Genomic DNA, 26,564 nt, shown 5'->3' on the forward strand with positions numbered 1-26,564 from the left:
GAATTCAATCTTCACGCAGCCGCCGGTAGCGGCCCGATATAGACCGAGCGCGGCCGGATCAGCCGGCCGTCGAGCGCCTGTTCGCGGGCATGGGCCAGCCATCCGACGGTGCGGCCGATCGCGAAGACGCCGGTGAAGGCCTCGCGGGGAAAGCCGAGCGCTTCGAGCAGCAGCGCGGTATAAAACTCGACATTGACGTCGAGCGGCCGGTTCGGCTTGCGTGCCTTCAGGATCGCCAATGCAGCGACCTCCACGGCTTCCGCCAGCGCACCGCGGGCGCCGTTCACCTGGCTGGTTGATATCAGCGGCTTCAGCGCGCCCTTCAGTGCATCGGCGCGCGGATCGCGGACGCGATAGATACGGTGGCCGAAGCCCATCAGCCTTTCGCCGCGGTCGAGTGCTTCATCGAGCCACGGGTAAGCATTCTCCGCCGTTCCGATCGCATCCAGCATGTCGAGCACAGGACCGGGTGCGCCGCCATGCAGCGGCCCTTTCAGCGCGCTCACCGCCGCGAGCACGGAAGAGGTGAGGCCGGCCTGCGTCGAGGCAATGACGCGCGATGCGAAGGTCGAGGCATTGAGGCCATGGTCCGAAATCGTCACGAGATAGGTGTCGAGTGCCGCTGTCTGCTCCCTGGTCGGCAATTTTCCGGTCAGCATACGCAGGATATCGGCCGCCTGCGGTAGCGAGGCGTCGGGCGCGATCGGTCTTTTGCCGCTTTGCATGCGAAGGATCGCCGGCAGGAAAACTGCGGGCGCAGCCAGAAGGCTGAGAGCGGTATCGAAATCCTCGCCGTCGGGCAGGCGGGCGATCAGCGCCCGCATCGCATCAACAGGAGGCAAAGCGAGCAGGGCGGCATCGGCGGCCTTGATATGGCCGAAAATCCTCGTTCGCTCCTGCGCCAACCAGTCGCGCAATTCTGCTTCGTCGAAGCTTTTTTCCATCAGCCCATCAAGCAATAGGGCGGCGACGCCTTCATAGGTGCCGTCTGCAACCAGGTGATCCAGCGATACGCCGCGAATGATCAGTCGTCCCGCTTCGCCATCGACATCCGAAAGCTGCGTTTCGGCAGCAATGACATCTTCCAAGCCGTTTTTCATGTTGTTTTCTCCTTTACGACAATGATCATCCGACCTAGTCTCATTGACGTCAATCTTGATGCAATTGATCAATGTGAGGTTACCCATGTCTTGGCTGACCGCCGAGGAGGCGCTGCAGGCGCTGAAGACCAAGCCGCAGACGCTTTATGCCAATGTCAGTCGCGGGCGCATCCGCGCCAGGCCCGATCCCGCCGACTCGCGCCGCAGCCTCTACCAGGCTGCCGACGTACAGCGGCTTGCCGAACGCCATGCCGGCCGCCGCAAGACCGAAACGGTCGCCGCCGAGGCGATCCGCTGGGGCGATCCGGTTCTGTCCTCGGCAATCTCCACCATCATCGGCGGACGGCTTTTCTATCGCGGAAAGGATGCGGCCGGTTTGGCTGAAGTCGCGACGCTTGAGCAGACGGCGGCACTGCTCTGGAACGGCGCGGAGCTACTCTCCTCCGGCAGCGGGACCGGACATGCCTCTCCGTCGCTTCAGGCGGCATTCCTGGCGCTGGCAGGGCGGGTGACATCGGATCTACCGTCGCTCGGCCGCTCGCAGCCAGCACTTCGGCGTGAAGCAAGCGGGGTTCTCTACACGGTCGCCAAAGCGCTGGCGCCTGGGCCTTTCGACCAGCCGCTGCATTTGCGGCTTGCGGCAAGCTGGCAGCGGCCGGATGCTGCCGATTGTCTACGCCGCGCGCTGGTGCTGCTTGCCGATCACGAACTCAACGCTTCAACCTTTGCGGCGCGGGTCACCGCATCGGCGGGTGCAGCTCTTTCGGCCACCGTGCTGTCCGGGCTGGCGACGCTGACAGGGCCGCTGCATGGTGCCGCCTGGCAAGGCGTCGACGCCTTGATCGAGACCGCTTCCACCCTCGGGGCGGAGCAGGCGATTCGCCGTACGCTTGCCCAGGGCAATCGCCTGTCGGCCTTCGGCCATCCGCTCTATCCCGATGGCGATGTCAGAGCCTTGGCGCTGCTGTCGCACTTCCCTCTGCCGCCGCAGTTTGCCGAAGTCCGGGAAGTGGGCGAGGAGATGGTCGGCGAGAAGGTCAACGTCGATTTTGCGCTTGCCGCAATGGCCGCCGCCTTCGATCTCCCAAGGGAGGCGCCGATCATCATTTTCTCGCTTGCCCGTTCAGTCGGTTGGCTTGCCCATGCAATGGAACAGATCCACAGCGGCGAATTGATCCGGCCGCGGGCGCGTTATACCGGACCGGCGCCTGAAACGGATAATAGAACGTAATAATTCCGCCGGCGATTGCGACGATTTGCTTTTTTGGTCTAGGGAAATATTTGAATTCGGCTATCATGCTTCATATTAGAAGACGGTTGGGAAGAAGACGGTTGGCGGGCGCTTTCGAAAAGAGCTGTTCCGCACGGTCAAGGGGACTTTCCATGAATACGACGTTTCGCAGCCTGCTTGCCGCCGCACTCGCTGCCGGCCTCATTCCGCATGGGGCGGCCTTTGCGCAGTCTGCCGGCTGCACGGTATCGCGTGATGCCGGCGCCCGCCAGGTGCTCAGCTGTCCCGGCGGCGTCACGGTGACGGCGGAGGCCGGCGCGGCCTACAGCCTCGTCGACCGCAACCGTGACGGCAGCCCCGATTCGGCATCGCTGCGCCGCAAGGCCATTCTCGTCGATGTCGATAACACCCAGCACGCCGGTGGTTTCCAGGTCGTGACGCCGCAGGCGATTGCGGCCGTGCGCGGCACCCAATGGGCTGTCGATGTCGCAGGCGGCCAGACCTCGGTGCTGGTCGTCAGAGGCAGCGTCGCGGTTCGCCGGCCGGCCGGCGAGCCGGTGGTGCTGTCGCCGGGCGAGGGCGTCGACGTTACCGCCGGAACCGAACCCCTCGTCGTGCGTCGCTGGCCGGCGCCGCGCGCCGCTGCCCTTCTTGCCCGTCTCGGCCAATAAATCCGATGAACCATCGCCTGCTGACTGTGATCGCGCTGCTGCTCGCCGGTCTTTGGGGGGCTGCGCTCGGCTATGTCAATCTCCATGCCGGAAGTGGCCTTCTCGACCGGATGGAGGCCTCGCTTGCCGATATCCGCAGTGCCATCGTCGGGGCGAAGACACCACCTCCCGTCGTCTCGATCGTCGCGATCGACGACCGTACCGCTAGGGCACACGGCTATCCGCTCGATCGGGCGACACTTGCGCGCCTCGCCAATGCGATCACCGCGTTGAAGCCGAAGGCCCTGGCGATCGACATTCTGCTCGTCGATCCGGGGCCGGAGGCGGGTGATGCGGCGCTGACTACCGCCCTTCGCCAGGGGCCAAGCGTGATTGCGGCCGCAGCCACCTTTGCGCAAAGCAGTCAGCGGGTCACCGATGCGGCCGGGGATCCGCTTGCTGCCATCCCGGAGGCAAACCAGCTGCTGTTGCCGCTTCCCCGCTTTGCCGAGGCCGCCGCGGTCGGCATCGTCAACGTCGCGACCGACCAGACCGGCACGCCGCGCTTCATCCCGCTGATCTCGCGTGCCGCAGACCGGCTGGATCCGGCTTTTCCGCTGCGTGCCGCGTCGGTGGCGCTCGGCGTCGATCCCACCATCGAACGTGACGCCATCATGCTCGGAAAGCTGCGTATTCCCACAGATATCGGCCAGCGTCTGCCGGTGACCTTCTATGGCGGGCACGGCAGCATAGCCACCTTCAGCGCCGCCGATGCGCTGGATGGCAAGCTTTCGCCGGATGCGGTCGCAGGCCGCATCGTCGTCATCGGTTCGACTGTCACCGGCGGCGGCGACGTCTTCCCGACGCCGTTCGATCCCGTCATGCCCGGCGTCGAGGTGATGTCGACGGCGATCACCCATCTTGTTACCGGTGACGGCATGGTGCGCGACCGAAGGATGCGGCTGATCGATGCCGCCACCGCCATCGGACTGCCGATCGTGCTCGTGTCGCTGGTCGCCTGGCGCCGGAGTGCGGCAGGCTATGTCATCATCGTGCTGACGCTGATCGTCTGGGCGATGCTCAATCTGTCGGCCTTCGCACATGGCTACTGGCTGAGTGCGGCGCTGCCGATCGCCGCAGCGCTGCCGCCGGCGCTGGCTTATGGCGCGGCCGAACTTTGGTTTGACCGCGGCCGCGCCCGTCATTTCGCCGAGCAGAGCGCGCTCCTGCAGCGCATCGAGGCGCCCGGGCTCGGCGAGTGGCTGGCGCGCGATCCGAATTTCCTTGCCGCGCCGGTGCGCCAGAACGCCGCCGTCATCTTCATCGATCTCTCGGGCTTCACGGGCCTCAGCGAAAATGTCGGGCCGGTGGCGGTGAGCGAGATGCTGAGCGGCTTCTTCGAACTGGTCGACGAGGAGGCGCGCGCCCATGGTGGCGCCATCACCAGCTTCATGGGAGACGGGGCGATGATCCTGTTTGGCCTGCCGGAGCCTGCCGATGACGACGCCGCCCGCGCCGCTGCCTGCGCGGTCAGCCTCTGCGAGCGCACAAGGGCCTGGCTTCAAGCGCATGCGGGCTTTGCCCAGAAGAAGATCGGCTTCAAGGTCGGCGCCCATTGTGGCCCGATCGTCGCCTCGCGGTTGGGCACCGGCGACCGGCAGCAGATCACGGCGGCAGGCGATACCATCAATGTCGGCAGCCGGCTGATGGAGGTGGCCGCCCGCCACGGCGTCGAGCTGGCGCTGAGCGCCGAAATCGTCCGCGCCGCCGGTCCCGATAGCGTGCTCACGCAGTCCGGCCGGATGGAGGGACCGTTGGAAACGGCGCTGCGCGGCCGGGCAAGCCGCATCGACGCCTGGCTGTGGCGTAGCCGCACGCTTTGACAATCGCCGCGGGAGCGGCTAGGAACGGCGCAAATACCCCGCCGGCTGGCTCCGGCCATGGCGCAGCAACGCGCCTGACAGCTCCGAAAGATCGAACTCATGACAGAATTTAACGGCGTCGTTCCGGCGATCGCCAAGGCGTTGCAGAAGCGCGGTTACGCCGAACTCACCCCGGTGCAGAAGGCGATGCTCGATCCGGCGCTTGCCGCTTCCGACGCGCTGGTCTCGGCCCAGACCGGTTCCGGCAAGACTGTCGCCTTCGGCCTGGCGCTGGCGCCGACGCTGCTCGAGGGCAGGGAGCGCTTCGGCAATGCCGGCGCGCCGCTCGCACTCGTCATCGCCCCGACGCGCGAGCTTGCCCTGCAGGTGAAGCGCGAGCTCGACTGGCTCTTCGAGATGACCGGCGCGGTGATCGTCAGCTGCGTCGGCGGCATGGACATCCGCAGCGAGCGCCGCTCGCTCGAACGCGGCGCCCATATCGTCGTCGGCACCCCCGGCCGGCTTTGCGACCATATCCGCCGCAGGGCGCTCGACATGTCGGAACTGAAGGCTGCCGTGCTCGACGAGGCCGACGAGATGCTCGATCTCGGCTTCCGCGAAGACCTCGAATTCATCCTCGATGCGGCGCCGGACGAACGCCGGACGCTTATGTTCTCGGCAACGGTGCCGGCGGCGATTGCCAAGCTTGCCAAGAGCTACCAGCGCGATGCCGTGCGCATCAGCACCGCGGCCGAGGAAAAGCAGCATATCGACATCGAATATCGCGCACTGATGGTCGCCCCGAGCGACCGCGAGAATGCGATCATCAACGTGCTGCGCTATTACGAGGCGACCAATGCCATCGTCTTCTGCTCGACGCGCGCGGCCGTCAATCATCTGACCGCACGCTTCAACAACCGCAATTTCGCCGTCGTGGCGCTTTCCGGCGAGCTGACGCAGAACGAGCGCACCCACGCACTGCAGGCGATGCGCGACGGGCGCGCCCGTGTCTGCATCGCGACCGACGTTGCCGCCCGCGGCATCGACCTGCCGGGGCTCGATCTCGTCATCCATGCCGACCTGCCGACCAATCCGGACACGCTGCTGCACCGCAGCGGCCGAACCGGCCGGGCCGGACGCAAGGGCATCAGCGCCATGATCGTGCCACTGAATGCACGGCGCAAGGCAGAGCGCCTGCTTGAGAATGCCGGAATTTCGGCTGCCTGGGCGCGACCGCCTTCGGCCGAGGAAGTAAGCGAGCGCGACGACGAGCGGCTGCTCGCCGATCCGATCTTCAACGAAACGCCGCAGGAGGAAGAGCAGGGGCTGGTACAGCAGCTTCTCGCCAGCCACGGCGCCGAAAAGCTTGCCGCCGCTTTCTTACGTCTTTACCGCACCAATCATTCGGCGCCGGAGGATCTGATCGAGGTCACCGTGCAGGACGACCGCAGCCGCAAGCGCCGCGACAATGCCGAGCCCTACGAGCCGGCGCAGAAGGGACCGCGCGAAGATTTCGGCGCCAGCGTCTGGTTTTCCGTCTCGGTCGGGCGCAAGCAGAATGCCGAGCCGCGCTGGCTGATCCCGATGCTCTGCCGCAACGGCAATGTGACGAAGCGCGAGATCGGCGCGATCAAGATGCAGCCCGAGGAAACTTTCGTGGAGATCGCCGCGGCGAGTGCCGAAAGCTTCCTGGCGGCGATCGGACCGAACAAGGCGCTCGAACGCGGCATCCGTGTGACCAAGCTTTCCGGCACGCCGGATTTCAGCCGGGCGCCTGCGCCGAAGCCTTATGCCGGCAAGCCATCTCGCGACGAGCGGCCCGATGATTCGTTCCGCAGCGAGCGGCCGAAGAACAAGTTCGGCAAGGGTCCGGGCGGCGGATATGCCGCGGCCGACAATAGCGGCGGGGACAAACGGGATAGCAAGCCCTGGAGCAAGAAGCCGGGCAAACCCCCTTTCGATGGCCCGAAGTCCGACAAGCCGAAATTCGACAAGCCGAAATTCGAAGGTGCTAGGTCCGAAGGCCCCAAATATGAGGGCAAGGGCGGCGCCGCACCGAAGAATAAGTTTTCAAAGAAGAAGCCCGGCTGATTTTACCGGCAGCCCTTCGCTGGTCCAGCGGAGGGCTTTGGGCCGTATCCCTGAGGGAGGCAAGGATGGTGATGGAAACGGCGATCCTCAGCGTCCCGGTTTTCAGTACGCTCTGCAATGAGGCCTTCCGGCTGCGGCGCGCTATTTTCGTCCATGAGCAGAAGGTTCCCGAAGCCGAGGAATTCGATGCCGACGATCTCAACGCCCATCATCTTGTCGCCGTCACGGCGGGCGAAGTCTCCGGCACCCTGCGGGTGATTTATGCCGAGGAAGATGTGAAGATCGGCCGGGTTGCGGTTGCCGGCCAATGGCGCGGCCAAGGCATTGCAGCCGCAATGATCGGGCCAGCGATAGACCTGCATCGCGCTGCCCGCGACAAACGATTCTATCTCACAGCACAGGCGGACAAGCTGCCGCTCTACGAGCGTTTCGGCTTCGTCGCCTATGGCGCGGAATTTCTTGACGGCGGGATACCACATCTTGCGATGAAGAATTACTGAGCATCTGCAAAGCGTCGTTTCAGGCCTGGGATTTCACGTCAAAGGCAAGCGAACTTGAAAGATCCCGGTAGGCATCGATCTGTTGCTGCAACAGCGCGATTTTCTGTTCCACCATGCCAACAGCATCAGCTCCGGCGATGAACCGGCGAGGTAGCTCCGGATGGTTGACCAGGGTGATCAGCGCTTGGGCGAGTTTTGCGGGATCGCCGCTCTGCTGGCCGCTGGCGGATTTCCAGAATGCCAGGCGTTGGGAGCGTCTTTCGTCGTAGTCGCTGACAGATGACGGAGCATATTGGGTTGATTCGTCAGTCAGCAATTCCGTGCGGAAGAAGCCCGGATTGACGATCATCGTTTCGATCCCAAACGGCGCCACTTCGGGTTGCAGCGATTCCATCCAACCATCGAGGGCAAACTTCGCGGCAGAGTAAGCGCTGCAAAACTCAAAGCCAAGCAGGCTGGCCGTCGATGAGATCGAGATGATCTTGCCGGACCCCTGCCGGCGCATCACCGGCAGGACGGCGCGGGTGACGCTCATGGGGCCGAGGAGACTACTGGCCAGTTGCAGATTGATCTGAGGCGGCGTCAGCTCCTCAAAATAGCCTGAGTAGAAGTTTGCGGCATTGTTGACCAATATGTCGATGCGACCAAAGCGTTCGAGTGCGGCCTTGACGGCAGAGTCGGCGTCGGTCGGCTTGGTTACATCCAACGTGACGACGAGCAGATTTTCCGACTGGCCGATCGCCTTGGCAATGCGCTCCGGATTGCGGCCGGTTGCAACGAGTTTGTCGTCAGCAGCCAGAACCGCCTTTGCGAAATCCAGGCCCATGCCGCGCCCGGCTCCTGTGATCAACCAAACCTTACTCATCGAATTTTCCTTCATGCGAGATTGTGTGCCGATGCTCTATGCGGTGGCCTTCTGCCGCTGCGCTTCGTGATCATCGTTGATGTTGAACCAGCCGGTGGCCGCCTCGATGACGCCCCAGAGTTTGGCTGGAAGGGCAATTTCCGGGATTGTCGTGGTCCTGATCTGGTTCTCGATCAGCTTCTCATTGCCACTGCGTGAAAGTTCGACCCACTCTGGGTTTATCACCAGCCCTTGGCCGACAGCCACAAGCGAAAGGCCCAGATGAAGGGCGCTTTCCGCCTGTCGGGGTGACTTGATCTGGCCAGCGGCGATAACCGGAACGCGCCCTGCTACCCTGGCGGCGATCAGTTCAGCGATAGGACGATCGGCGATGGCTTCGAGTGGTTGGGCCTCGAGTACGTTCGTCAGCGAAGCATGGATGTAGTCGACGCCGCCGTCGATCAGATGCTCGATGAGTTCGTAGGTGTCTTCAATACGAAGGCCGCCTTCTTCAGGTTCTTCGGGCGAGACCCGGTATCCCAGAAGAAACGGACGCGTCGCGTGTGTGCCTATCACCCGCCTCACGTTGCGGATCACGGCGAGCGGAAACCGCATGCGGTTTTCCGGCGTGCCTCCCCATTCGTCGTCGCGATAATTGTGGAGCGGCGAGTAAAAGTTCTGGATCAGGAAGCCGTGGGCCGCATGCAGTTCGACCCCATCGAAGCCGGCTTCGATAGCGCGGCGGGTTGCTTCGCCGAAAGCAGAAATCACATCAAGGATTTCGTCGTGGCTCAGTGCGCGCGTCGTGCCGCCGCCTGGATTGAAAGGACCGGCTGAAACTTGCAGCGAACTGGCGCTGACAACGTCTCCGTCCGGGATAAGCGCCGGCACGGCCTTGCTGCCGGCGTGAAAAATTTGAAGAATCGCTGGCGCACCGCCGCTTTTGGCCGCCTCGGCCAGACGCCGGAGGCTTGGTGTGAAGCTGTCATCATAAGAAGCGAATTCGCCCGTGAACCCGATGCCATTGGGCAAGACATGCGTGCAACCCGTTAGAACGAGGCCAACGCCGTTCACCCTGCGTCGATAGTACGACACTTCCTCATCCGAGACTGTTCCGTCGTCATTGGCTGACCACGTCGTCATCGGAGCCATGACGACCCGGTTTCGAAGCGTGATCCCATTGGCGAAAACGAAGGGTTCAAATAGTGCGGGGGTGGCTTCCATCATCATTCGTCTCTCTTGCATGCCGTTCAAGCGGTTTGTGAAATGACAGGTAGCAATGAAGACAAACTTTGATTAGTTGATATAATCTGCATGAAGTTAGAAATGAGAGAGATAAATGAGGCACGGTGATTTCAGCGAGCTTGCAGCCTTCATCGCCGTCGCCGAAGCCGGAAGTTTCACGCGAGCCTCCGCCAAGCTGGGACTTTCCCAGTCTGCCGTCAGTTACTCAGTCAGGATGCTGGAGCAGAGGCTGGGGGTGCGGCTAATCTCACGCACCACGCGAAGCTTGTCGCTGACCGATGCCGGAGAGCGTATGCTTCGGAGCCTCCGCCCTGCCTTCGAACACATCGAAAGCGAGATCGCAGCCGTCAGCGCACTTCGTGACAAGCCGGCGGGCACTATCCGCATCACGACGTTTCGATATGCCGCCATGAGCGTGCTTTGGCCTGTCATGACAACATTCTTGGCGGAATACCCGGATATTGAAATGGAGGTCACTCTTGACGAGGGCCTGACGGATATCGTGGCCGGCCGGTTCGACGCCGGTATTCGCATTGGAGAACAGGTTCAAAAAGACATGGTTGCCGTCAGGATCGGCCCTGACCTTCGCATGGCGGTCGTGGGATCGCCGTCCTACTTCCAGAACCGCACAATCCCGATGACGCCCCGCGATCTCGGCGACCACCGGGGTATTAGCTACCGGCAAACCACGGGAGGTGGATTGTATGCCTGGGAGTTCGAGCGCGACGGCGAGGAGCTAGTGGTCAGAATGAACGGGCCGCTCATCATCAACGATAGTTTGATGCTGGAAGCCGCTGCTTTGGATGGGCTCGGGCTTGCCTACACTTTCGAAAGTCAAGTTTCACAATACATTGCAGACGGGCGACTGATCCGAGTCCTCGACGATTGGTGTCAGCCGTTCCCTGGCTATCACCTTTATTACCCAAGCCGACGTCAGCATACGGCCGCGTTTGCGCTCCTCGTCGAGGCGCTTCGTTTCAAAGGCTGACGCTCCTGCCAAGGCGGTCCGGAAGATGGTCGCGATGGGTTGGGGGACTGATCTCAGTTGCGCGATTGCCGATAGATGTGAGGTCCTGCCTGCCCTGATTGCTGGTGAGCCGCGCGGTCATCGCTGACCGCGAAGTCTTAGCGCCATTATTGTCAAGACGCCACGCGACAGGAACATCGCGGCCCTGTGCGGCCCGCTGCATTCAGCGGCACACAGGACCGGGGCAGGCTCTCGTCCGAGCCAGGTTCTAAGCGAGGTTGAAAGGCATCTGTCGGACTGGCTTGCCCGTCAAACGCGAGATGGCATTGGCAAATGCCGGCGCCAAAGGCGGCAGGCCGGGTTCGCCCATGCCTGTCGGCGCATCCGCGCTTGGTACGATGTTGACGTCGAACTCCGGCACATCCGTGATCCTTGCCACGGTGAATTCGCTGAAGTTGCTTTGCTCCACAACACCGTCCTTGAGCGTGATTTCTGCGCCGGCAAGGCATGTCGACAAGCCCATGATCGCCGCGCCCTGGACCTGCGCCTCCACAGTCCGAGGGTTGACGGCCAGATTACAGTGCACCCCCGCCGTAACCCGATGCAGCTTAGGCTGCCCGTCGACGACGGAGGCTTCCACCACGTAGGCCACCACGGATGAAAAGGATTCGTGCACGGCCACACCCCAGGCCCGGCCTTCTGCCAATGTCCTACTGCCGTAACCGCTCTTGTCTACGGCGAGCTGCAGTGCATCGCGATGACGAGGATGCTCGTTGCCAAACATCTTCATGCGATATGCGACCGGGTCTTGGTCGGTGGCTCGCGCTATATCGTCAAGCAAGGTCTCCATCACGAAGGCCGTATGGGTGGAGCCAACGCTGCGCCACCACAGAACCGGCACGTTGGCAACAGGATGATGCACTGTCAGGCGCATGGGAAGCGGATAGGGGCTCCGCATCCCCTCGGTCGTGGCGGCATCGATGCCGTCCTTCACCTGGAACTTCTCGAACACGGTTCCCGTCAGTATGGACTGGCCGACGATGGTGTGGTCCCAGGCCAACACATTGCCCTCTTTGTCGAAGCCGATGCGAGCGCGGTGAAGATGCGTTGGACGGTAGTAGCCGCCCCTCATATCGTCCTCGCGGCTCCAGAGCGTTCGCACTGGCGCGTTCAGCCCCGCCGCCCTGGCGGCTTTGGCTATCTGGCAGGCCTCCATTGCCGTGTCGCTGCTGCTGGAAAAGCGCCGGCCGAAGCCACCACCCGATGTTTGCACGTTCACCACGACCTGTTCCGGCTTGAGGCCGAGCACGTTTGCTGCAACGCCGGCATCGAGCCCTGCACTTTGGCTCCCCATCCAGATCTCGGCACGATCGTCGGAAAGCCGAACCGTACAGTTCAGCGGTTCCATCGCCGCGTGGGCGAGATACGGGAACACAAACTCGGCTTCCAGACTCAAGGGTGCGGCTTCCAATGGCGCCATGTCGGCATCGAACTGGCGCGGGCCGGGGCGATTGGCGATCTCGCGAAACTGGGCAAGTTGCTTTTCACTATCGACCTTTTCGACAGCCGATGTGTCCCACTCCACCTTAAGGGCGTTGCGACCCTGAGACGCCTGCCAATATCCGTCGGCCACCACGGCCACACCCTCAGCACCGCGATCCAGCGGTACACGCAAAACAGCTTTCACGCCCTTTACTGAACGTGCTGCGCTGTCGTCGAGGGAGGCTATCTTGGCTCCGAAGACCGGAGGGCGAGCCACCACGGCTGTCAATTGTCCCGGCAGCTTGAAGTCGATGCCAAAACTCTGTTGGCCGCTGCTCTTGGCTTGTGCGTCCAGACGCTGGGTGGGCTGGCCGATGATGCGGAAATCCTTCGGGTCCTTCAACGCTATTTTCAGAGGCACGGGCAGGGCCATGGCCGCTTCGGAAAGTTCTCCATAACCGAGCTTGCGGCCATCGGGAGCCAGAACCACTCCGGCCTCGGTTCTCAGCGCGGAAAAATCGACGTTCCAGCGGTCCGCCGCGGCCGCAAGTAGCATGGCGCGGACGCGGGCACCCAGCTCGCGATACTGCGTAAAGCTGTTCTTGATGGTGTTCGAACCGCCGGTAAGGTGCATGCCGAAGAGCGGATCAACATAAGCCATGTCATTGGTGCCGAGCTGACTGCGTACTAAATTCCAGTCCGCGTCGAGTTCTTCGGCAAGGATCATCGGCAATGCCGTTTGGACGCCTTGACCGAACTCCAGGCGGTTGATTGTGACCATAACCTCGCCATTTGGCGCAATTTGAACAAATGCGGAAGGCTGCTCGGTCGGCTTCAGAGCGATGGGCGCCTCACCCGCGTCGGTGGACTGGGCGGCGGCCAGATGGGGGAAAATGCCGACAGCCAAACCGAGGGTCCCCGTCAGCTTTAGAAAGCTGCGGCGTGGCAACGCCTGGACCGGTGTTGAACGGCCTCGTTCCAGCATGTGCTGCAGCGCACGCGGTAATTCACTATAATCCATGTTCGGCAACATATGGCGTCTCCTTCAGACAAGATTGCTGGCAGCATCGGCTATGGCGGCGCGGATACGGGTATAAGTTCCGCAACGACAAATATTGCCTTCCATTGCCGTATCTATCTCCGAGGCGGTCGGCTGCGAGCCGGAGGGCAGGGATGCCAGGAACGCCGTGGCGCTCATGATCTGACCGCTCTGACAATAACCGCACTGCGCTACATCGTGCTTGACCCAAGCTGCGCTTACAGCGGCGCCGACGCGGTCGCTGCCGTCGGTCGCTTTTTCTATGGTGGTGATATTCAGGCCCTCGGCAGCGGAAAGAGGGGTGCTGCAGGAACGGACGGCCTCACCATCCAGATGTATCGTGCACGCGCCGCAAAGCGCGGCGCCGCAGCCGAACTTGGTCCCGGTCATGCCGAGCGTGTCGCGCAGGACCCAAAGGATGGGTGTCTCCGGGTCGGCATCGACCTCGTGCTGAGTTCCGTTGATATTCAGTGTGATCATGACTGGTCGGTTCTCCGATGTTTCATAATGGATGTGCTCGTTGCCGATCTCTAAGGAGAGCGACGGCGACGGGAGTGCCGCCAGCAACCTCCAGGATGATGAGACGCCGTCGACCAAGAGCCTGCTCTCCGCGGCAACGTTAGCTCGTCCGGCGGCGCCAAATTAGTTGGCAAAACCTGCACGACGTTAGAAAGGCGGCTTCTGAATACGAGGCAAAAGCACGAGCAGACCCGTCAACCTAAGACCGGTCAGCGATGATCAGCCGCGTTGGGTGCCCCATCAATCGCCGGCTTGCTCAGCCAAGAGGTTCGCCGCTATTCCGACAGGGACTTCAAGTAAGCGATGATGTTTAGCCGATCCTCAGGCTTGGGTACGCCCACGGTCATCGTGGTGGTCGGTACAACTTCGCGAGGCGCTGCTAGAAATCGGTCCAACGTCGCCTCGTCCCATACCAATCCCGACGCCTTCATGGCCGCCGAATAGCGGACGCCTTCCGCAGCGCCGGCCGCGCGCCCGACAACGCCACCGAGCCCCGGCCCAGCCTTTTTCTGATCCGTGGTCGAATGACAGGCGGAACAGCGCTGAAACGCTTTTTGCCCCAAGGCGACATCTCCCTCCGCTGCCGCAGGAGCCGTCGCCGACACAAGGATCAAGGTGGAGACCACAACAGAAGTGAAAATTTTTGTCATGCGTGTTCTTCCCGAATACAGGCTGTAGAAGCCCTGAAAGGACGGTTGAGTAGCGCGCGCCAGCACCGTTGCTGGCAGGCCGCGCTAAAGACCTTAGACCCAAGACACGCCTCATCTTCGCCGGACATGGCATCGCACTGGAGACGGCGGTCGGTTGGGGACGTTACCTCGCCTCTGCATGGAGCATTAGGCGGTACTATCTGCATGATGTTAGAAATGAGGTTCATAAATGCCCGAGAGCCAACGATCGTCGACGAAGGGTGTCTGCCGCAGCATGCAATCAGTGAAGCTTAAGCTTCCCTCGGAGAGGTTCTGCAGACATCGGTTGCAGCGCGGAAGTTCGCCTATTTAGAAACGGCATTCATAACTTCATGCGAGCTACGACGGCTAATCGAGCCGTTCGGTCTCCGCTATCGCTCTTCACTGCCCATAGTGGAGTCTTCCACCCAGAAGCCGAGGCTCGCAAGACGGTCTCGCTTCAACGGCCTGTGTTGCGTTCTTGAATGGCATATGGCACGCCTCATCACGAATAGCGGCTCAGTTCCTTGCGAAAAGCCTGGCTCGTCTTCATTATTTCACCTAAATCGTGGCGTGCATAAATGGCGGGGAATTCCACAACGGCGGCCTGCTCTTGCTATTAAAAACGATACGCCGTTACAGCGCCGGCAGGAGCAGACGACGATGAAACGCCCCGGCATGTCGCAACCCGATCCGGCCGCCTTCATCAAGGCCAACCTGCCGATATCACCTGTTCCCTCCATCCCCGAGATCCGGCTTCATACGGCAGGACCTGCGAGCGGGCTCTGGCGGCTTGCCGGCCGCGGAGAGGCCGATCCGCCGCCTTACTGGGCCTATCCCTGGGCTGGCGGCGCGGTGCTTGCCCGCCATCTGCTCGACCAGCCGGAAACGGTCGCCGGCCGCCGTGTCCTCGATCTCGGCGCCGGCTCCGGGCTCGTCGCCATCGCGGCGGCGAAGGCCGGAGCAGCCAAGGTGACGGCGGTCGACATCGATGCCAATGCAATTGCCGCGATCGGGCTCAACGCAGCGATCAACGGTGTGAACATCGTGGCCTGGGTCGCCGATATCATCGAGGCGCCGCCACCCGCGACCGACCTTCTCGTGGTCGGCGATCTGTTCTACGATCCCTCGCTTGCCCTGCGAGTAATGGCCTTCCTCCGGCGTTGCCAGGCGTGCGGCATCGAGGTGCTGATCGGCGATCCCGAGCGGGCCTACCTGCCGGAGGGAGAACTCAACCGAATCGCCACCCATGCGGTTGCGGATTTCGGCGGAGGCAGCGGCGGCGGGGCGGTGCCGGCGGGCGTCTTTGCGCTCTTCGGCTACGACTGAAAGGCTGAGATTATGCCAAGAGATCCGGCCGCAACAGCATGACCGGGCAGGGCGCTCCGGCCGGCAATTCCCCCGCATGCGGCGGGCGGATGACGAGGCAGTCGGCTGCAGCGAAGACCTTCATCATCGAGGAATCCTGCTTGCCGAAGGGTTCGGCGAGCCAGTGGCCGGCAGCGGATTTCGAAAGTTTCGCCCGGATATAGTCCTGCCGGTGGTCATTGGCGCGCAGTGTGACGGCCGCCTCCACCGTTACCTCGCGCTGCACCGGCGGCAGGGAGGCAAGCTTGCGGATCAGCGGCTCCAGGAAGAGCAGCGAACAGACGAGGCTGGAGACCGGATTGCCGGGCAGGCCGAGTACATGCGTCTCGCCGAAGCTGCCGACCATCAGCGGTTTGCCAGGGCGCATGGCGATGCGCCAGAAATCGAGCTGCATGCCGGCCTCGATCAGCGTGGCCTGCACCAGATCATGGTCGCCGACCGAAGCGCCGCCGAGCGTGACGATCACATCGACCTTGGCGTCCCGCGCTGTGTCGATCGCCGCGCTGATCTTGGCCTTATCGTCAGGCACGATGCCGAGATCGAGCACATCGGCGCCGGCTTTGCGGGCAAGGGCTGCAATACCGAACGTATTGGATGCGATGATCTGCGAAGGGCCGGGCGTGCTTCCGGGCGGCAGCAGTTCGTCGCCTGTCGCGAGGATGGCGATCAGCGGGCGACGCAGCACCTCGACATCAGGCCGGTTCATGCCGGCAGCAACCGTCAGCCGCGAGAAATCGAGCACGGTGCCAGCAGACAGCACGGCTTCGCCTTCCGCGAAATCCTGGCCGCGCGGACGCACATGCTGGCCATGCCGGACAGGGAAATTGGTTCTGATGCCGCCCTCGATCTTCTCGGCATCCTCCTGCAGCAGGACGCTATCGGCGCCTGGCGGAACCGGCGCGCCGGTGAAAATACGGACGGCTTCACCCTGGCCGACGCTTCCCTCGAAGCCGTGGCCGGCGGATGACATGCCGATGACCTTCAGCTCGGCGCCCGGTTCCGGCGCGTCTTCGCGGCGTAACGCATAGCCATCCATGGCGGAAGCATTGAAGGGCGGCTGGGTCAGGCCGGCGGTCAAATCGACGGCCAGGACGCGGCCCTCGGCCTCGGCAAGCGGCAGCGTCTCGGACGCAGCAATGGGCTTTGCGCGGGAGAGCAAGCGGTTCAGGGCCTCGGCGACCGGGAGAAGGTTCATCTTGCCTCCGGATGACGGAAATCGCCGGATTTTCCGCCGGACTTTTCAAGGAGCCGGATGCCACCGATCTCCATTGCCTTATCGGCCGCCTTGGCCATGTCGTAAATGGTCAGACAAGCGACCGAGACGGCAGTCAGCGCCTCCATCTCCACACCGGTCTTGCCGGTCAGCTTGGCGGTCGCCGTAACGCGCAGGCCGGGCAGGGCGGCATCTTCCTCAATCTCGACCGTGACCTTCGTCAGCATCAGAGGATGGCAGAGCGGAATGAGATCGGCGGTGCGTTTTGCCGCCATGATGCCGGCTAGGCGCGCCGTGCCGATCACATCGCCCTTCTTGGCATTGCCTTGGCGGATGAGAGCGAGCGTTTCCGGCGCCATCTTCACATGGCCCTCGGCAGTGGCGATGCGCACCGTCTCGGCCTTGTCGGAGACATCGACCATATGCGCCTCGCCGGAGGCACCGATATGCGTGAGGCCTGGCTTTTGGCCGCTCATATCATTCGGCCGCGATGGCGGCTTCGCCAAAGAGCAGCGCGCGGGTGGCGGCGACGACGTCCTCCTTGCGCATCAGGCTTTCGCCGACAAGGAAGGTATTGATGTCGACGGCCTGCAGGCGCTTGCAATCGGCATGGGTGAAGATGCCGCTTTCGCCAACCAGGAGCCGGTCATCAGGCACCATAGGGGCGAGCGCCTCACTGACGGTGAGGCTGACCTCGAAGGTGCGCAGATTGCGGTTGTTGATGCCGATGAGCGGCGAGGAGAGTTTTAGCGCCCGCTCCATCTCCTCGGCGTCGTGGACTTCGACCAGAACGTCCATGCCGAGGGCGAAGGCCTCGTCCTGCAGGCGTTCGGCCTCGTCGTCGGACAGCGAGGCCATGATCAGCAGGATGCAGTCGGCGCCCCAGGCGCGGGCCTCGTGCACCTGATAGGTCTCGAACATGAAATCCTTGCGCAGCGCCGGCAGCGTGCAGGCAGCGCGGGCGGCGGTCAGAAATTCCGGCGCCCCCTGGAAGCTCGGTCTGTCAGTCAGCACCGAAAGGCAGGCGGCACCGCCGGCCTCATAGGCGCTCGCCAGCGACGGCGGATCGAAATCCGGGCGAATGAGGCCCTTCGAGGGGCTTGCCTTCTTGATTTCGGCAATCAGGCCGAAGCGGCCGGCATCACGCTTGGCAATGAGCGCCTTGTGGAAGCCGCGCGGGTCGGACTGACCGGCCTGCATCGCCTTCAGATCGGCAAGCGACACGGCCGCCTTGGCAGCGGCGATCTCCTCGCGCTTGTAGAGTTCGATCTTCTTCAGGATATCGGTCATCGAACAATCCTAGTCGATATCGTTGGAAACGGCGATGAGTTTGTCGAGGGCGAGCGCGGTCGCACCGCTATCCAGCGACTGCGTGGCCAGCGTCATGCCGTCGCGGATCGTCTCGACCTTGCCGGCGATGACGAGCGAGGCGGCGGCATTGGCGAGCGAGACATCGCGATAGGCATTCTTGGCGCCGCCGAGCACTTCGCGAAGCGCTGCGGCGTTGGCGACACCATCACCGCCCTTGATGTCGGCGAGCACGCAAGGGCTGACGCCGAAATCGGCGGGCGAGAGCTCGAAGGTACGGATCTTGCCGTCTTCGAGTGCTGCAACTTTTGTGATGCCGGTGGTGGTGATCTCGTCGAGGCCGTCGCCATGGACCACCCAGACGCATTCGGAGCCGAGATCGCGCATGACTTCGGCAAGCGGTACCAGCCATTGCGGCGAGAAGACGCCGAGCAGCTGGCGGCGCACGCCAGCCGGACTGGAGAGCGGCCCGAGCAGGTTGAAGATCGTCCGCGTGCCGAGCTCAACCCTTGAGGGGCCGACATGGCGCATGGCGGAATGATGCAGCTGCGCGAACATGAAGCCGACGCCGGCCTCGGCAATGCAGCGGGAGATGATCTCGGGACCGACGTCGAGCTTGACGCCGAGTGCTGCCAGATTGTCGGCTGCGCCCGATTTCGAACTCAGCGCCCGGTTGCCATGCTTGGCGACGGGCACACCGGCGCCGGCGACGATCAGCGCCGCCAGCGTCGAGATATTGTAGGTGCCGCTGGCATCGCCGCCAGTGCCGACGATGTCGATCGCATCGGCCGGCGCCTCGACTGTCAGCATTTTCGAGCGCATCGCGGTGACCGCGCCGACGATCTCATCGACGGTTTCGCCGCGCACGCGCAGCGCCATCAGGAAGCCGCCGATCTGCGAGGGCGTCGCCTGGCCCGACATCAGGATGTCGAAGGCGGCGCGGGCCTCGTCACGCGTCAGCGGCTCGCGGCTTGCGGCCTTGGCCAGGAACGGCTTCAGATCGGTCATAAAATCTCCTAGCGGACCGTCGCCTTTTCAGCGAGCGTCTGGTTGATCTGCGCGCCGTACTGCGTCTGCAGCAGGTTGACCATCTGATCGAGAATATCATCGCCGGCGGCATTGGCCATGGCGGTGATCTGGGCATCGCGGTTGTTCAGCACATCGCCGGTCGGCTGGGTGTTGACTTCGGTGACCTTCAGCAGGATCTGCGTCGAGGGATCGGCGCCGACAGCACTTGCGACCGTGTCGATGGGGCCGGAGAAGGCAGCGGTGACGCCGGCCCGGCCGAGGACCGCATCATCGGTGGAGCGGGTGACGCCGCTCTTGCTCTCGACGGCGATGCCGAGCGGCGTCGCGATATCGGCAAGTGCTGTGCCCTTGGCCGCTTCGGCCTTCAATTCGCCGGCCTTCTTGGCGAGCTCGGCCTTCTGCTGTTCCACCGTCCAGTCCTCGACGGCCTTTTCGCGCACTTCGGCGACCGGGCGGTCGCGGTCCGGCGTGATTTCGCGGACGTTGAACCAGACATAGCCGTCATTGCCGATCGGGAGCGGCGGCGCATCGACGCCGACCTCGGTCTTGAAGGCTTCGCCGAGCAGCTGCTGCTTGGCTGGGATATCCTTGACCTCTTTGCCATCCTTCTCGGCGCCGGTCATATCGACGGCATCGACGGCCACGGCGGTGAGCTTCAGCTGGCCGGCAATATCCTCGAGCGTCGAACCGCCCGCGCGCAGATCCTCGATGCGATCGTGAACGTTGATCACTTCCTGAGAGGCGTTGGAGAGCGCCAGCTGCTTGCGGATATCCTCCTTCACCTCGTCGAAATTCTTCGTCGTTTCCGGCTTGATGTTGGTGACGCGCAGGATGACGGGGCCGAAGGAGCCATCGACGACAGGCGTCGTGCCGCCATCGCGCGAAACCGTAAAGGCCGCATCGGCAACGGCCTGGTCGGGAACCTTGTCCTTGGTGAACTCACCGAGAAGCACATCGCTTGCCGTCTTGCCCTGGTCGGAGACCAGCTGATCGAAGCTGGTGCCGCTCTTCAACGCCGTTTCGGCGGCGGCGGCGAGATCCTTGCTGGCGAAGGTCAGCTGTTCGATGGTGCGGCTTTCCGGCGTGCGATAAGTATCCTTGCTCTTGTCGAAGGCTTCGTGGATCTGGTCGTCGGTGACGGTCGCGGCATCGGCAATATCGCCAGGCTGCAGCTTGAGATAGACGAGCTTGCGGTATTCGGGTGCCCGGTAGCGCTGCTTGACACCTTCGAACCACGTCGCCAGCACGTCGTCGGCAGGCGCCTTGATCGGCTCGATATTGGCATTGGTGAGCAGCAGGTATTCGACGCTTCGGCTTTCGTCACCATAGAGCTTCAGGGCGTCGACCAGCGTCTTCGGTGCGGTGAAGCCGTTGGAGATGGCATCGACCACCTGGCTGCGGACAGCAACCTTGCTGCGCTCCTTGATGTAATCGTCCTGGCGGATACCGGCATTTTGCAGGCGCGAGATGAAGAGCTCGCGGTCGAACCGGCCATTGACGGCCTTGAAAGCCGGATCGTCAGCGATAAGCTGGGCAAGGCGATCTTCGGAAAGGCCGAGGTTCATGTCTTCGGCGAGCTGGTCGAGCGAGGCGCCGGCGACGAGTTGGGCGAGCACCTGCTGCTCGACGCCGAAGGCGCGGGCCTGCTCGGGGGTGAGGCGCGTGCCGAACTGCTGGCTGAGGCTTGCCACCTGGCGTTGATAGGCGAGGTGGAATTCGTTGACGTCCACATGCTGATCGCCGACGGTCACGACCGTGGTGCTGTTGCCGCCTGACAGCAGCTCATGCGACACGCCCCAGACGCCGAAGGACGCGACGAGCAGAAGCAGGAGGAGCTTGGCAACCCAGGTCTGAGCAGCTCTTCTCAGGATATGGAACATAGAAACGCAAACCTCGCAGTATCATTGACCCGCGCGCGGCGGACATTCGACGTTCCTTAAAACAAACCCGACAGGAAATGAAGGGTTTGTCGCGCGAAAAGCTGCACAAGGCGGCCGCTCGGCCGCGGCGGCTTTGCGGCGAACAAAAGATCGGTTGCGGCGGAACCTTTCGGGCCGCCATTTCGTTGAAGCGGCATCCCATGAAACAGGAGCAGACCATGGCAGAATTGAAAACCGCTTCCGCCGAATCCACCGCTGCGCGCGTCAAGGCTGATATAGCAGCAGACGATCTGTCGGCGCAGGTCGCAGCCCTTCGCAACGATCTCTCCCGGCTGACGGAAAGCGTGGTCGCGCTGGGGCAGGGGGCGAAGTCGGCGGTGACTGACGAGGCTTCGGTGATGACGGAAAGACTGCGCGACAAGGTGCGCGAAGAACCGCTCGTGGCACTCGCCGTGACGGCAGGCATTGCCTACGTGTTCGGCCTGCTCAGCCGCCGCTGAACGGTAATTCAGAGTGAAGAAAAGCCGGGCGTCATGAACGCCCGGCTTTTAGTGTTTGCATCCGTCCAAAAGTAACCGGGCCAGTTGACGCGACCGGGCTCAGCTGGCGCGACCAAGTCAGCGGCGGATGACGCGCCCGATCGCGATCAAGATGCAGGCACCGACGAAACCGGTGATCAGGTAGCCCAGCCAACCGGCGAGCGGCTGGATGTGCAACAGACCCAGGATCCAGTTGGCGACAATAGCGCCGATGATGCCGAGCAATATGTTCATGAGCAGGCTCATGCTGCTGCGCATGGCCTTTTCCGCCAGCCATCCGGCGACACCGCCGATAATGATGGCTGCAATCCAACCCACGCCTGCGCTTTCCATGGTTATCTCCCTCCTGGCAAAACGAGTCACAGAATGCACGAAACGAAACGAAGTTCCACTGCTAGTTACTGAGATTGCTTTGCGGGTTCAGCAACTTATGTAACTCACGGCTGCAGCAGGGTGACCGGGGAGTGCAGCGCGTAGGCGACGATCTGGAACAGGAGGCCGGCAATGGCAAGCAATGCGAAGCCAAAAGGCATAATCAAGCTTTTGCTAAACATCTTTCCTCTCCCGTTTGTGTAAAGCATAAGCGGAAGCGGGCGGAGCGCAACAATATTGTTAATGGATAGTTAATTATGGCAATTAATTAAAATTTAATACATTCGCGGACGCCGTAATACTTTCGGATGTCAAAACGCTTATTTTTGCAGCCTTGCCGTGTCCGCTGACGGATCGTGCTACTTTCGTTCCAGACCTTCCACTCTCTGCCGGCTCGTCGCCTTTTGCGCGACATGCTTTAGACGCAGCAGCACCTAGAGATGCAGTCTCTCTCTCTCTCTCTCTCTCTCTCTCTCTCGCAGACAAGCGGCCGCAGAACGGGCGGCGCTGTCGCGCGCCTTCGGGCAATCCGCCGTCGCGGGCGATCAGGTCCGGTGGACGATCAGCATAAAGACGAGGAAAGACGCTGTTGCGACCGTCGCGGCGAAGGCAAGCTCATAATCCATGTCGTTAACCCGGTTGGATGGCTCCCCTAAACGCCGATCCGCGTCAGGGAGTTCCCTACCGCCAGTCGAGCTTATCGCCTGCGGATTGATTTTGCCGAGGAGTGTATCATTTCCCTGGAACAGGATGATTTTAAGCCCAGTCGACCTAAAATCCGAATCCTGTTCTAAATTAAGAGTTAGAGCATGATGCCAAAATCCGCTCACACTTTTCGCGATCATGCTCTGAGTTGCCATACAACCGAGGGGACCACTTGATGCCAAAAGCTGCAATCGCCATCGCCTGCATCTGCCTGCTGACACTTTCCGGCTGCGGCAATACCGCCTACGGGCTGAAGAAGGATGGACAGGAAGCGAGCCACGCCATGGACAATGCGACACATCGGGTGCTTTCGGCCGGCGCCAAGAAGTGATGCAGACGATGGAATAAAAAAGCCCGCCTGGGGTGAGGCGGGCTTAGGATTAACAGGGAGAATGGACGGATAGACTCCGTCTCAAATAATAAAGCATTTTCTTAAGCGCATGACTTTACGTCATTCGACGTAACGGCGACCGGCAACGACCGATGCGGCCATGATTCGGAGTCGAATCGGAGATATCCTGATCGAATCAGAAGTTGCCCCAGTTCTGAGCGCGGGCACGAGCGCGAATAATCCGGTATTCGCGACCGCCATAGAGCGAGCCGATTGTCAGCAGAAGCGTCAGAACGTCCCAGATGATATGCATGTTATCCTCTTAGGTTGGACGGCCCTGCCGTCGATCGGTGAAGATACAATAGCAATCTTTCGAACGTGCTTATATGACAAGAAATCGGGATGAGCGGGAAAGCCGGCAGGGCGCTTCCGCAGAAGAGGGGCGGCGTTTCCGCCTTGGAGCAGCAAAGTGAACAGATTCGACGGTGGCTTATGACGATTTTCTCCGTCCGCCACATCACGTCCTATCGTTACGTCAGGGACGTCGATTTCGGCGAGCATCGCTTGATGTTCCGACCGCGCGACAGTTTCGACCAGCGGCTGATCGAAGCGTCGTTGACGATCTATCCCGAGGAAAGTCATGTGCGCTGGATCCACGATGTTTTCGGCAATTGCGTGGCGCTCGTCGATTTTTCGAGGCCGGCATCCGAACTTCGTTTCGAAACCTGGATCACGCTCGATCATACGCCTCAGGTCGCCCTGGATCTCAAGGTCGACGACGCAGCCCTGACCTATCCATTCTCCTACGACAAGGACGAGATCGCCGATCTCACGCCGGCGATGCAGCGCCATTATCCCGACCCGAACGACGAGGTCGGACGCTGGGCGCGCCAATTCGTGCGCCAGGGGCGTCCGACTGAGACCGGGCATCTGCTGATGACGCTCTGCTACGCCATCCGCGAGAGCTTCGTCTATGCGCGGCGCCATGAACATGGAACGCAGACACCGGTGCAGACCCTGCAGCTTCGCTCCGGCACCTGCCGGGATTTTGCGCTGCTGATGATGGAGGCGGCACGCATCCTCGGCCTCGCGGCGCGGTTCGTCACGGGCTATGTCTATGTTCCCGACCGGGACGGCTCCACCGTGCTCGGCGGCGGTTCCACGCATGCATGGTGCCAGATCTATCTTCCAGGCGCCGGTTGGACGGAGTTCGATCCGACCAACGGCATCGTCGGCAACCGCGATCTCATTCGTGTCGCGGTTGCCCGTGATCCGCGCCAGGCAGTCCCGTTGAGCGGCAGCTATGACGGGGACGGGAAGGATTTCGACAGCATGACGGTGCAGGTCAACGTCACCACGAGGTGACTCAGAAGTCATCTTGGATGACTCCGAGCCGGCTGTGCGGCGACAATTCCGCGGCCACGGAACCGGGTAGCGCGATCAACGTTCCATACTCACCTCCATCGATGCGGAGACGCGACAAGGAAGCGACAATGAAGATACGCGCCGGGTTTCATCTGGGCTATGAATGCACGCAGCCGACGCCGATGCTGCTCGTCCTCAACATCCATCCCTCCCGTCGCGCCGATCTTCTCAGCGATCAGATCCTGACATTCGACCGGCCGATCGAGGCCTGGGGCTATACCGATGTGTTCGGCAATGCCTGCAGCCGGATCGTCGCTCCGCCGGGGCTGACGACGATCTCCACGGAGTTCGAGATCTACGACAGCGGCCAACCCGACATCGTTCCCGACGATGCCGTCCAGCACGCGATCAATGACCTGCCCGACGATGTGCTGGTCTTCCTGCTCGGCAGCCGCTATTGCGACACCGACAGGCTTGCAGATTTCGCCTGGGCGACGTTCTCGTCGACACCGCTCGGCTGGGCGCGCGTGCAGGCGATCTGCGATTTCGTCCATGACCACATCACCTTCGACTACCTGAAGGCCGACGTGCTCAGGACCGCGCATGGCGGCTTTGTCGACAAGGCAGGCGTCTGCCGCGACTTTGCCCATCTCGCCATCGCGCTTTGCCGATGCATGAATATCCCGGCACGATATTGCACTGGTTATCTCGGCGATATCGGCGTTCCGATCGATCCCAATCCGATGGATTTCAGCGCCTGGTTCGAGGTCTTTCTCGGCGGCCATTGGCATACTGTCGATGCCCGCCACAACACGCCGCGCATCGGCCGGATCCTGATGGGAACCGGCCGCGACGCCACTGACGTCGCCATGTCGACGGCCTTCGGCCCGGCAACGCTTTCCCGTTTCGAGGTGATCACCGAGGAAGTGCCGCCGGAGGCGGTGAAAGCCGATTGATCGCGGAGTCGCGGGCGAGGGACTTTATGCCTTCTTCAAAAACTCGGTTTTCAACACGAGGCCTTTGACCTGCTTGGTGCTGCACTCGATCTCGCCCGGATTGTCGGTCAGACGAATGCCCTTGACCAGCGTTCCACGCTTCAGCGTCTCGGAAGTTCCCTTGACCTTGAGGTCCTTGATCAGCGTCACGGAATCGCCGTCGTGAAGCTGGCTTCCGTTGCTGTCCTTTACAATGATGTCGGTCATAACGTCCCCGTTTGGTGATCCCGGACGGGAAATCATGGCGCCGCGGGATAGTCAACCACACGAACGGATCAATCGGCCCGACCTCAGATCCTGCGCGGCCCTTCAATCAGCTCGCGCGCAGGCGTCCCGAACGCAGCCGCGCAGCCAGCGATGCGCGGGATCGGCATCCATCCTGGGGTGCCAGAGCAATGACACCGTGATCTCAGGCGTCGGGACGGGGAGGGGAAAACTGTGCATTCCCGCGCGCAAGGCTCCGGTGTGCCGTTCGGGCACGCTGGCGATCAGATCGGAGTTCCGGGCGAGCGCCAGTGCCGTAGAAAAGCCGCTGACGATGGTGGCGATCTGCCGTTCCAGCCCGAGCGCATTCAAGGCGTCATCGATCGGTCCCTTGTCGAGGCCGCGCCGCGAGACGTAGATGTGCTGGCCGCCGGCATAAAGGGAGGGTGTCATCTCGCGCTCGCAAAGCGGATGCCCCAAGCGCACGACGCCGATGAAACGATCGCGAAACAGGGCCTGCGCCCGCACCTCCGGACCCGTCGTCCCGCTGACGACGCCGGTTTCCAGATCGACGGTCCCATCGCGAAGCGGGGCGCTGTCCTTGTCCGGCTTCTGCACGAAGCGCAGCCGCACGCCGGGCGCTTGCCGACCGAGGCGGGCGATGAGATCAGGTCCGAAGCTCTCGGCAAAGCCTTCGCTGGTGCGCAACGTGAACGGCCGGACCAAGCGTTGAAGATCGAGCGCCTCGGCAGGACGCAGAACTGCCTGCGCATCCTCGACGAGCCGGGCGACCCGCTCGCGCAGTTCAAGCGCGCGCGGCGTTGGGACGAGGCCGCGGCCGGCCCGCACCAACAGCGGATCGCCCGTCGTTTCGCGCAATCGTGCTAAGGCCCGGCTCATCGCCGACGGGCTGAGCCGCAGCCTTTGCGCCGCACGCGCAACGCTGCCCTCGGCAAGCAGCACATCAAGGGTGACTAGCAGGTTGAGATCGGGTGTCGACATGTATCAGGTATAACATGGTTTCATCCTGATGTGGCGTCAAACGCATGGATGACGT

At 62.3% G+C, this 26,564-nt stretch carries 26 protein-coding genes; 11 read left to right on the forward strand and 15 right to left on the reverse strand.

Annotated features, from left to right (window positions below; genetic code table 11):
• Window positions 1–11 precede the first annotated feature (11 nt).
• A complete protein-coding gene (locus HX898_RS05115) occupies window positions 12–1,100 on the reverse strand; it encodes a citrate synthase/methylcitrate synthase (protein ID WP_180194140.1) in 1,089 nt (362 codons plus the stop codon).
• An 85-nt stretch (window positions 1,101–1,185) separates the two neighbouring features.
• Between HX898_RS05115 and HX898_RS05120 the strand changes: the two genes are divergently transcribed.
• The 5 genes from HX898_RS05120 to HX898_RS05140 all read left to right on the forward strand — a co-directional run bounded on the left by HX898_RS05120 (window position 1,186) and on the right by HX898_RS05140 (window position 7,434).
• Window positions 1,186–2,331 carry a citrate synthase gene (locus HX898_RS05120; RefSeq protein WP_180194141.1) on the forward strand — a complete coding sequence of 382 codons (1,146 nt, stop codon included), beginning with the start codon at window positions 1,186–1,188 and terminating at the stop codon, window positions 2,329–2,331.
• Between the two features lie 152 nt (window positions 2,332–2,483).
• Window positions 2,484–3,002: a FecR domain-containing protein gene (locus HX898_RS05125; RefSeq protein WP_180194142.1), complete on the forward strand. Its 519-nt coding sequence runs from the start codon at window positions 2,484–2,486 to the stop codon at window positions 3,000–3,002.
• 5 nt (window positions 3,003–3,007) lie between these two features.
• Window positions 3,008–4,864 carry an adenylate/guanylate cyclase domain-containing protein gene (locus HX898_RS05130; RefSeq protein ID WP_180194143.1) on the forward strand — a complete coding sequence of 619 codons (1,857 nt, stop codon included), beginning with the start codon at window positions 3,008–3,010 and terminating at the stop codon, window positions 4,862–4,864.
• Window positions 4,865–4,963: 99 nt separating this feature from the next.
• Entirely contained in the window at window positions 4,964–6,934 is a 1,971-nt protein-coding gene (locus HX898_RS05135; RefSeq protein ID WP_138329394.1) for a DEAD/DEAH box helicase, read from the forward strand.
• Window positions 6,935–6,999: 65 nt separating this feature from the next.
• Window positions 7,000–7,434: a GNAT family N-acetyltransferase gene (locus HX898_RS05140; protein WP_180194144.1), complete on the forward strand. Its 435-nt coding sequence runs from the start codon at window positions 7,000–7,002 to the stop codon at window positions 7,432–7,434.
• A 19-nt stretch (window positions 7,435–7,453) separates the two neighbouring features.
• Here HX898_RS05140 and HX898_RS05145 read toward each other — a convergent pair whose 3' ends face one another.
• Together HX898_RS05145 and HX898_RS05150 are read right to left on the reverse strand one after the other, a co-directional pair.
• Window positions 7,454–8,299, reverse strand: a complete 846-nt coding sequence (locus HX898_RS05145) for an SDR family oxidoreductase (protein WP_180194145.1) — start codon at window positions 8,297–8,299, stop codon at window positions 7,454–7,456.
• A 36-nt stretch (window positions 8,300–8,335) separates the two neighbouring features.
• Window positions 8,336–9,508 (reverse strand): NADH-dependent flavin oxidoreductase, encoded by a 1,173-nt coding sequence (locus HX898_RS05150; RefSeq protein WP_138329397.1) that lies wholly within the window; start codon window positions 9,506–9,508, stop codon window positions 8,336–8,338.
• 109 nt (window positions 9,509–9,617) lie between these two features.
• Between HX898_RS05150 and HX898_RS05155 the strand changes: the two genes are divergently transcribed.
• Window positions 9,618–10,511: a LysR family transcriptional regulator gene (locus HX898_RS05155; RefSeq protein ID WP_138329398.1), complete on the forward strand. Its 894-nt coding sequence runs from the start codon at window positions 9,618–9,620 to the stop codon at window positions 10,509–10,511.
• A 247-nt stretch (window positions 10,512–10,758) separates the two neighbouring features.
• On the opposite strand, the gene HX898_RS05160 is transcribed toward HX898_RS05155, so the two are convergent.
• The 3 genes from HX898_RS05160 to HX898_RS05170 form a co-directional block, all read right to left on the reverse strand.
• Window positions 10,759–13,005: a xanthine dehydrogenase family protein molybdopterin-binding subunit gene (locus tag HX898_RS05160; protein ID WP_180194146.1), complete on the reverse strand. Its 2,247-nt coding sequence runs from the start codon at window positions 13,003–13,005 to the stop codon at window positions 10,759–10,761.
• Between the two features lie 12 nt (window positions 13,006–13,017).
• Window positions 13,018–13,491, reverse strand: coding sequence for a (2Fe-2S)-binding protein (locus HX898_RS05165; protein ID WP_180194355.1), 474 nt, complete (start codon window positions 13,489–13,491; stop codon window positions 13,018–13,020).
• A gap of 314 nt (window positions 13,492–13,805) precedes the next feature.
• Window positions 13,806–14,180 (reverse strand): cytochrome c family protein, encoded by a 375-nt coding sequence (locus tag HX898_RS05170; RefSeq protein ID WP_180194147.1) that lies wholly within the window; start codon window positions 14,178–14,180, stop codon window positions 13,806–13,808.
• A gap of 681 nt (window positions 14,181–14,861) precedes the next feature.
• On the opposite strand from HX898_RS05170, the gene HX898_RS05175 reads away from it, so the two are divergent.
• Window positions 14,862–15,527, forward strand: coding sequence for a 50S ribosomal protein L11 methyltransferase (locus HX898_RS05175; RefSeq protein WP_180194148.1), 666 nt, complete (start codon window positions 14,862–14,864; stop codon window positions 15,525–15,527).
• 10 nt (window positions 15,528–15,537) lie between these two features.
• Here HX898_RS05175 and glp read toward each other — a convergent pair whose 3' ends face one another.
• Genes glp through HX898_RS05200 form a run of 5 tightly spaced genes read right to left on the reverse strand, consistent with a single transcriptional unit; the run spans window position 15,538 to window position 20,996 of the window.
• Window positions 15,538–16,761 (reverse strand): gephyrin-like molybdotransferase Glp, encoded by a 1,224-nt coding sequence (gene glp, locus HX898_RS05180; RefSeq protein WP_180194149.1) that lies wholly within the window; start codon window positions 16,759–16,761, stop codon window positions 15,538–15,540.
• Window positions 16,758–17,255: a cyclic pyranopterin monophosphate synthase MoaC gene (moaC, locus tag HX898_RS05185; RefSeq protein ID WP_168269697.1), complete on the reverse strand. Its 498-nt coding sequence runs from the start codon at window positions 17,253–17,255 to the stop codon at window positions 16,758–16,760. The genes glp and moaC overlap by 4 nt, the downstream gene beginning before the upstream one ends.
• A gap of 1 nt (window position 17,256) precedes the next feature.
• A complete protein-coding gene (trpC, locus tag HX898_RS05190; protein ID WP_138389144.1) occupies window positions 17,257–18,069 on the reverse strand; it encodes an indole-3-glycerol phosphate synthase TrpC in 813 nt (270 codons plus the stop codon).
• A 9-nt stretch (window positions 18,070–18,078) separates the two neighbouring features.
• Window positions 18,079–19,095, reverse strand: a complete 1,017-nt coding sequence (trpD, locus tag HX898_RS05195) for an anthranilate phosphoribosyltransferase (RefSeq protein ID WP_180194150.1) — start codon at window positions 19,093–19,095, stop codon at window positions 18,079–18,081.
• 8 nt (window positions 19,096–19,103) lie between these two features.
• Window positions 19,104–20,996: a peptidylprolyl isomerase gene (locus tag HX898_RS05200; RefSeq protein WP_180194151.1), complete on the reverse strand. Its 1,893-nt coding sequence runs from the start codon at window positions 20,994–20,996 to the stop codon at window positions 19,104–19,106.
• A 218-nt stretch (window positions 20,997–21,214) separates the two neighbouring features.
• On the opposite strand from HX898_RS05200, the gene HX898_RS05205 reads away from it, so the two are divergent.
• Window positions 21,215–21,496 (forward strand): hypothetical protein, encoded by a 282-nt coding sequence (locus HX898_RS05205; RefSeq protein ID WP_003539806.1) that lies wholly within the window; start codon window positions 21,215–21,217, stop codon window positions 21,494–21,496.
• A gap of 117 nt (window positions 21,497–21,613) precedes the next feature.
• Here HX898_RS05205 and HX898_RS05210 read toward each other — a convergent pair whose 3' ends face one another.
• Both HX898_RS05210 and HX898_RS05215 read right to left on the reverse strand, forming a co-directional pair.
• Window positions 21,614–21,868 (reverse strand): GlsB/YeaQ/YmgE family stress response membrane protein, encoded by a 255-nt coding sequence (locus HX898_RS05210; protein WP_003539804.1) that lies wholly within the window; start codon window positions 21,866–21,868, stop codon window positions 21,614–21,616.
• A 584-nt stretch (window positions 21,869–22,452) separates the two neighbouring features.
• Entirely contained in the window at window positions 22,453–22,752 is a 300-nt protein-coding gene (locus HX898_RS05215; protein WP_180193655.1) for a hypothetical protein, read from the reverse strand.
• A gap of 35 nt (window positions 22,753–22,787) precedes the next feature.
• On the opposite strand from HX898_RS05215, the gene HX898_RS05220 reads away from it, so the two are divergent.
• The 3 genes from HX898_RS05220 to HX898_RS05230 all read left to right on the forward strand — a co-directional run bounded on the left by HX898_RS05220 (window position 22,788) and on the right by HX898_RS05230 (window position 25,264).
• Complete coding sequence (locus HX898_RS05220) at window positions 22,788–22,943, forward strand: hypothetical protein (RefSeq protein ID WP_018445292.1); 156 nt, start codon at window positions 22,788–22,790, stop codon at window positions 22,941–22,943.
• 492 nt (window positions 22,944–23,435) lie between these two features.
• Complete coding sequence (locus HX898_RS05225; RefSeq protein WP_138329408.1) at window positions 23,436–24,308, forward strand: transglutaminase family protein; 873 nt, start codon at window positions 23,436–23,438, stop codon at window positions 24,306–24,308.
• Window positions 24,309–24,436: 128 nt separating this feature from the next.
• Complete coding sequence (locus HX898_RS05230) at window positions 24,437–25,264, forward strand: transglutaminase family protein (protein ID WP_180194152.1); 828 nt, start codon at window positions 24,437–24,439, stop codon at window positions 25,262–25,264.
• Window positions 25,265–25,288: 24 nt separating this feature from the next.
• Here HX898_RS05230 and HX898_RS05235 read toward each other — a convergent pair whose 3' ends face one another.
• Together HX898_RS05235 and HX898_RS05240 are read right to left on the reverse strand one after the other, a co-directional pair.
• The gene (locus tag HX898_RS05235; RefSeq protein ID WP_020050017.1) at window positions 25,289–25,510 is read right to left on the reverse strand and encodes an alkylphosphonate utilization protein; all 222 of its coding nucleotides are present in this window, start codon (window positions 25,508–25,510) and stop codon (window positions 25,289–25,291) included.
• Between the two features lie 102 nt (window positions 25,511–25,612).
• Complete coding sequence (locus HX898_RS05240; protein WP_180194153.1) at window positions 25,613–26,509, reverse strand: LysR family transcriptional regulator; 897 nt, start codon at window positions 26,507–26,509, stop codon at window positions 25,613–25,615.
• Window positions 26,510–26,564: the final 55 nt, after the last annotated feature.

It is taken from the genome of Rhizobium sp. WYCCWR 11128, from assembly GCF_013416305.1.
Lineage (GTDB): Bacteria > Pseudomonadota > Alphaproteobacteria > Rhizobiales > Rhizobiaceae > Rhizobium > Rhizobium indicum.

Coding starts and splice junctions, on each gene's coding strand:
- HX898_RS05165 (WP_180194355.1), bottom strand. CDS start 13,491: ATGATCACACTGAATATCAACGGAACTCAGCACGAGGTCGATGCCGAC.
- moaC (WP_168269697.1), bottom strand. CDS start 17,255: ATGAGCGGCCAAAAGCCAGGCCTCACGCATATCGGTGCCTCCGGCGAG.
- HX898_RS05115 (WP_180194140.1), bottom strand. CDS start 1,100: ATGAAAAACGGCTTGGAAGATGTCATTGCTGCCGAAACGCAGCTTTCG.
- HX898_RS05155 (WP_138329398.1), top strand. CDS start 9,618: ATGAGGCACGGTGATTTCAGCGAGCTTGCAGCCTTCATCGCCGTCGCC.
- glp (WP_180194149.1), bottom strand. CDS start 16,761: ATGAACCTTCTCCCGGTCGCCGAGGCCCTGAACCGCTTGCTCTCCCGC.
- HX898_RS05235 (WP_020050017.1), bottom strand. CDS start 25,510: ATGACCGACATCATTGTAAAGGACAGCAACGGAAGCCAGCTTCACGAC.
- HX898_RS05200 (WP_180194151.1), bottom strand. CDS start 20,996: ATGTTCCATATCCTGAGAAGAGCTGCTCAGACCTGGGTTGCCAAGCTC.
- HX898_RS05225 (WP_138329408.1), top strand. CDS start 23,436: ATGACGATTTTCTCCGTCCGCCACATCACGTCCTATCGTTACGTCAGG.
- HX898_RS05160 (WP_180194146.1), bottom strand. CDS start 13,005: ATGTTGCCGAACATGGATTATAGTGAATTACCGCGTGCGCTGCAGCAC.
- HX898_RS05220 (WP_018445292.1), top strand. CDS start 22,788: ATGCCAAAAGCTGCAATCGCCATCGCCTGCATCTGCCTGCTGACACTT.
- HX898_RS05145 (WP_180194145.1), bottom strand. CDS start 8,299: ATGAGTAAGGTTTGGTTGATCACAGGAGCCGGGCGCGGCATGGGCCTG.
- HX898_RS05205 (WP_003539806.1), top strand. CDS start 21,215: ATGGCAGAATTGAAAACCGCTTCCGCCGAATCCACCGCTGCGCGCGTC.
- HX898_RS05240 (WP_180194153.1), bottom strand. CDS start 26,509: ATGTCGACACCCGATCTCAACCTGCTAGTCACCCTTGATGTGCTGCTT.
- HX898_RS05130 (WP_180194143.1), top strand. CDS start 3,008: ATGAACCATCGCCTGCTGACTGTGATCGCGCTGCTGCTCGCCGGTCTT.
- trpD (WP_180194150.1), bottom strand. CDS start 19,095: ATGACCGATCTGAAGCCGTTCCTGGCCAAGGCCGCAAGCCGCGAGCCG.
- HX898_RS05135 (WP_138329394.1), top strand. CDS start 4,964: ATGACAGAATTTAACGGCGTCGTTCCGGCGATCGCCAAGGCGTTGCAG.
- HX898_RS05120 (WP_180194141.1), top strand. CDS start 1,186: ATGTCTTGGCTGACCGCCGAGGAGGCGCTGCAGGCGCTGAAGACCAAG.
- HX898_RS05215 (WP_180193655.1), bottom strand. CDS start 22,752: ATGATCGCGAAAAGTGTGAGCGGATTTTGGCATCATGCTCTAACTCTT.
- HX898_RS05210 (WP_003539804.1), bottom strand. CDS start 21,868: ATGGAAAGCGCAGGCGTGGGTTGGATTGCAGCCATCATTATCGGCGGT.
- HX898_RS05230 (WP_180194152.1), top strand. CDS start 24,437: ATGAAGATACGCGCCGGGTTTCATCTGGGCTATGAATGCACGCAGCCG.
- HX898_RS05150 (WP_138329397.1), bottom strand. CDS start 9,508: ATGATGATGGAAGCCACCCCCGCACTATTTGAACCCTTCGTTTTCGCC.
- HX898_RS05170 (WP_180194147.1), bottom strand. CDS start 14,180: ATGACAAAAATTTTCACTTCTGTTGTGGTCTCCACCTTGATCCTTGTG.
- HX898_RS05125 (WP_180194142.1), top strand. CDS start 2,484: ATGAATACGACGTTTCGCAGCCTGCTTGCCGCCGCACTCGCTGCCGGC.
- trpC (WP_138389144.1), bottom strand. CDS start 18,069: ATGACCGATATCCTGAAGAAGATCGAACTCTACAAGCGCGAGGAGATC.
- HX898_RS05140 (WP_180194144.1), top strand. CDS start 7,000: ATGGTGATGGAAACGGCGATCCTCAGCGTCCCGGTTTTCAGTACGCTC.
- HX898_RS05175 (WP_180194148.1), top strand. CDS start 14,862: ATGAAACGCCCCGGCATGTCGCAACCCGATCCGGCCGCCTTCATCAAG.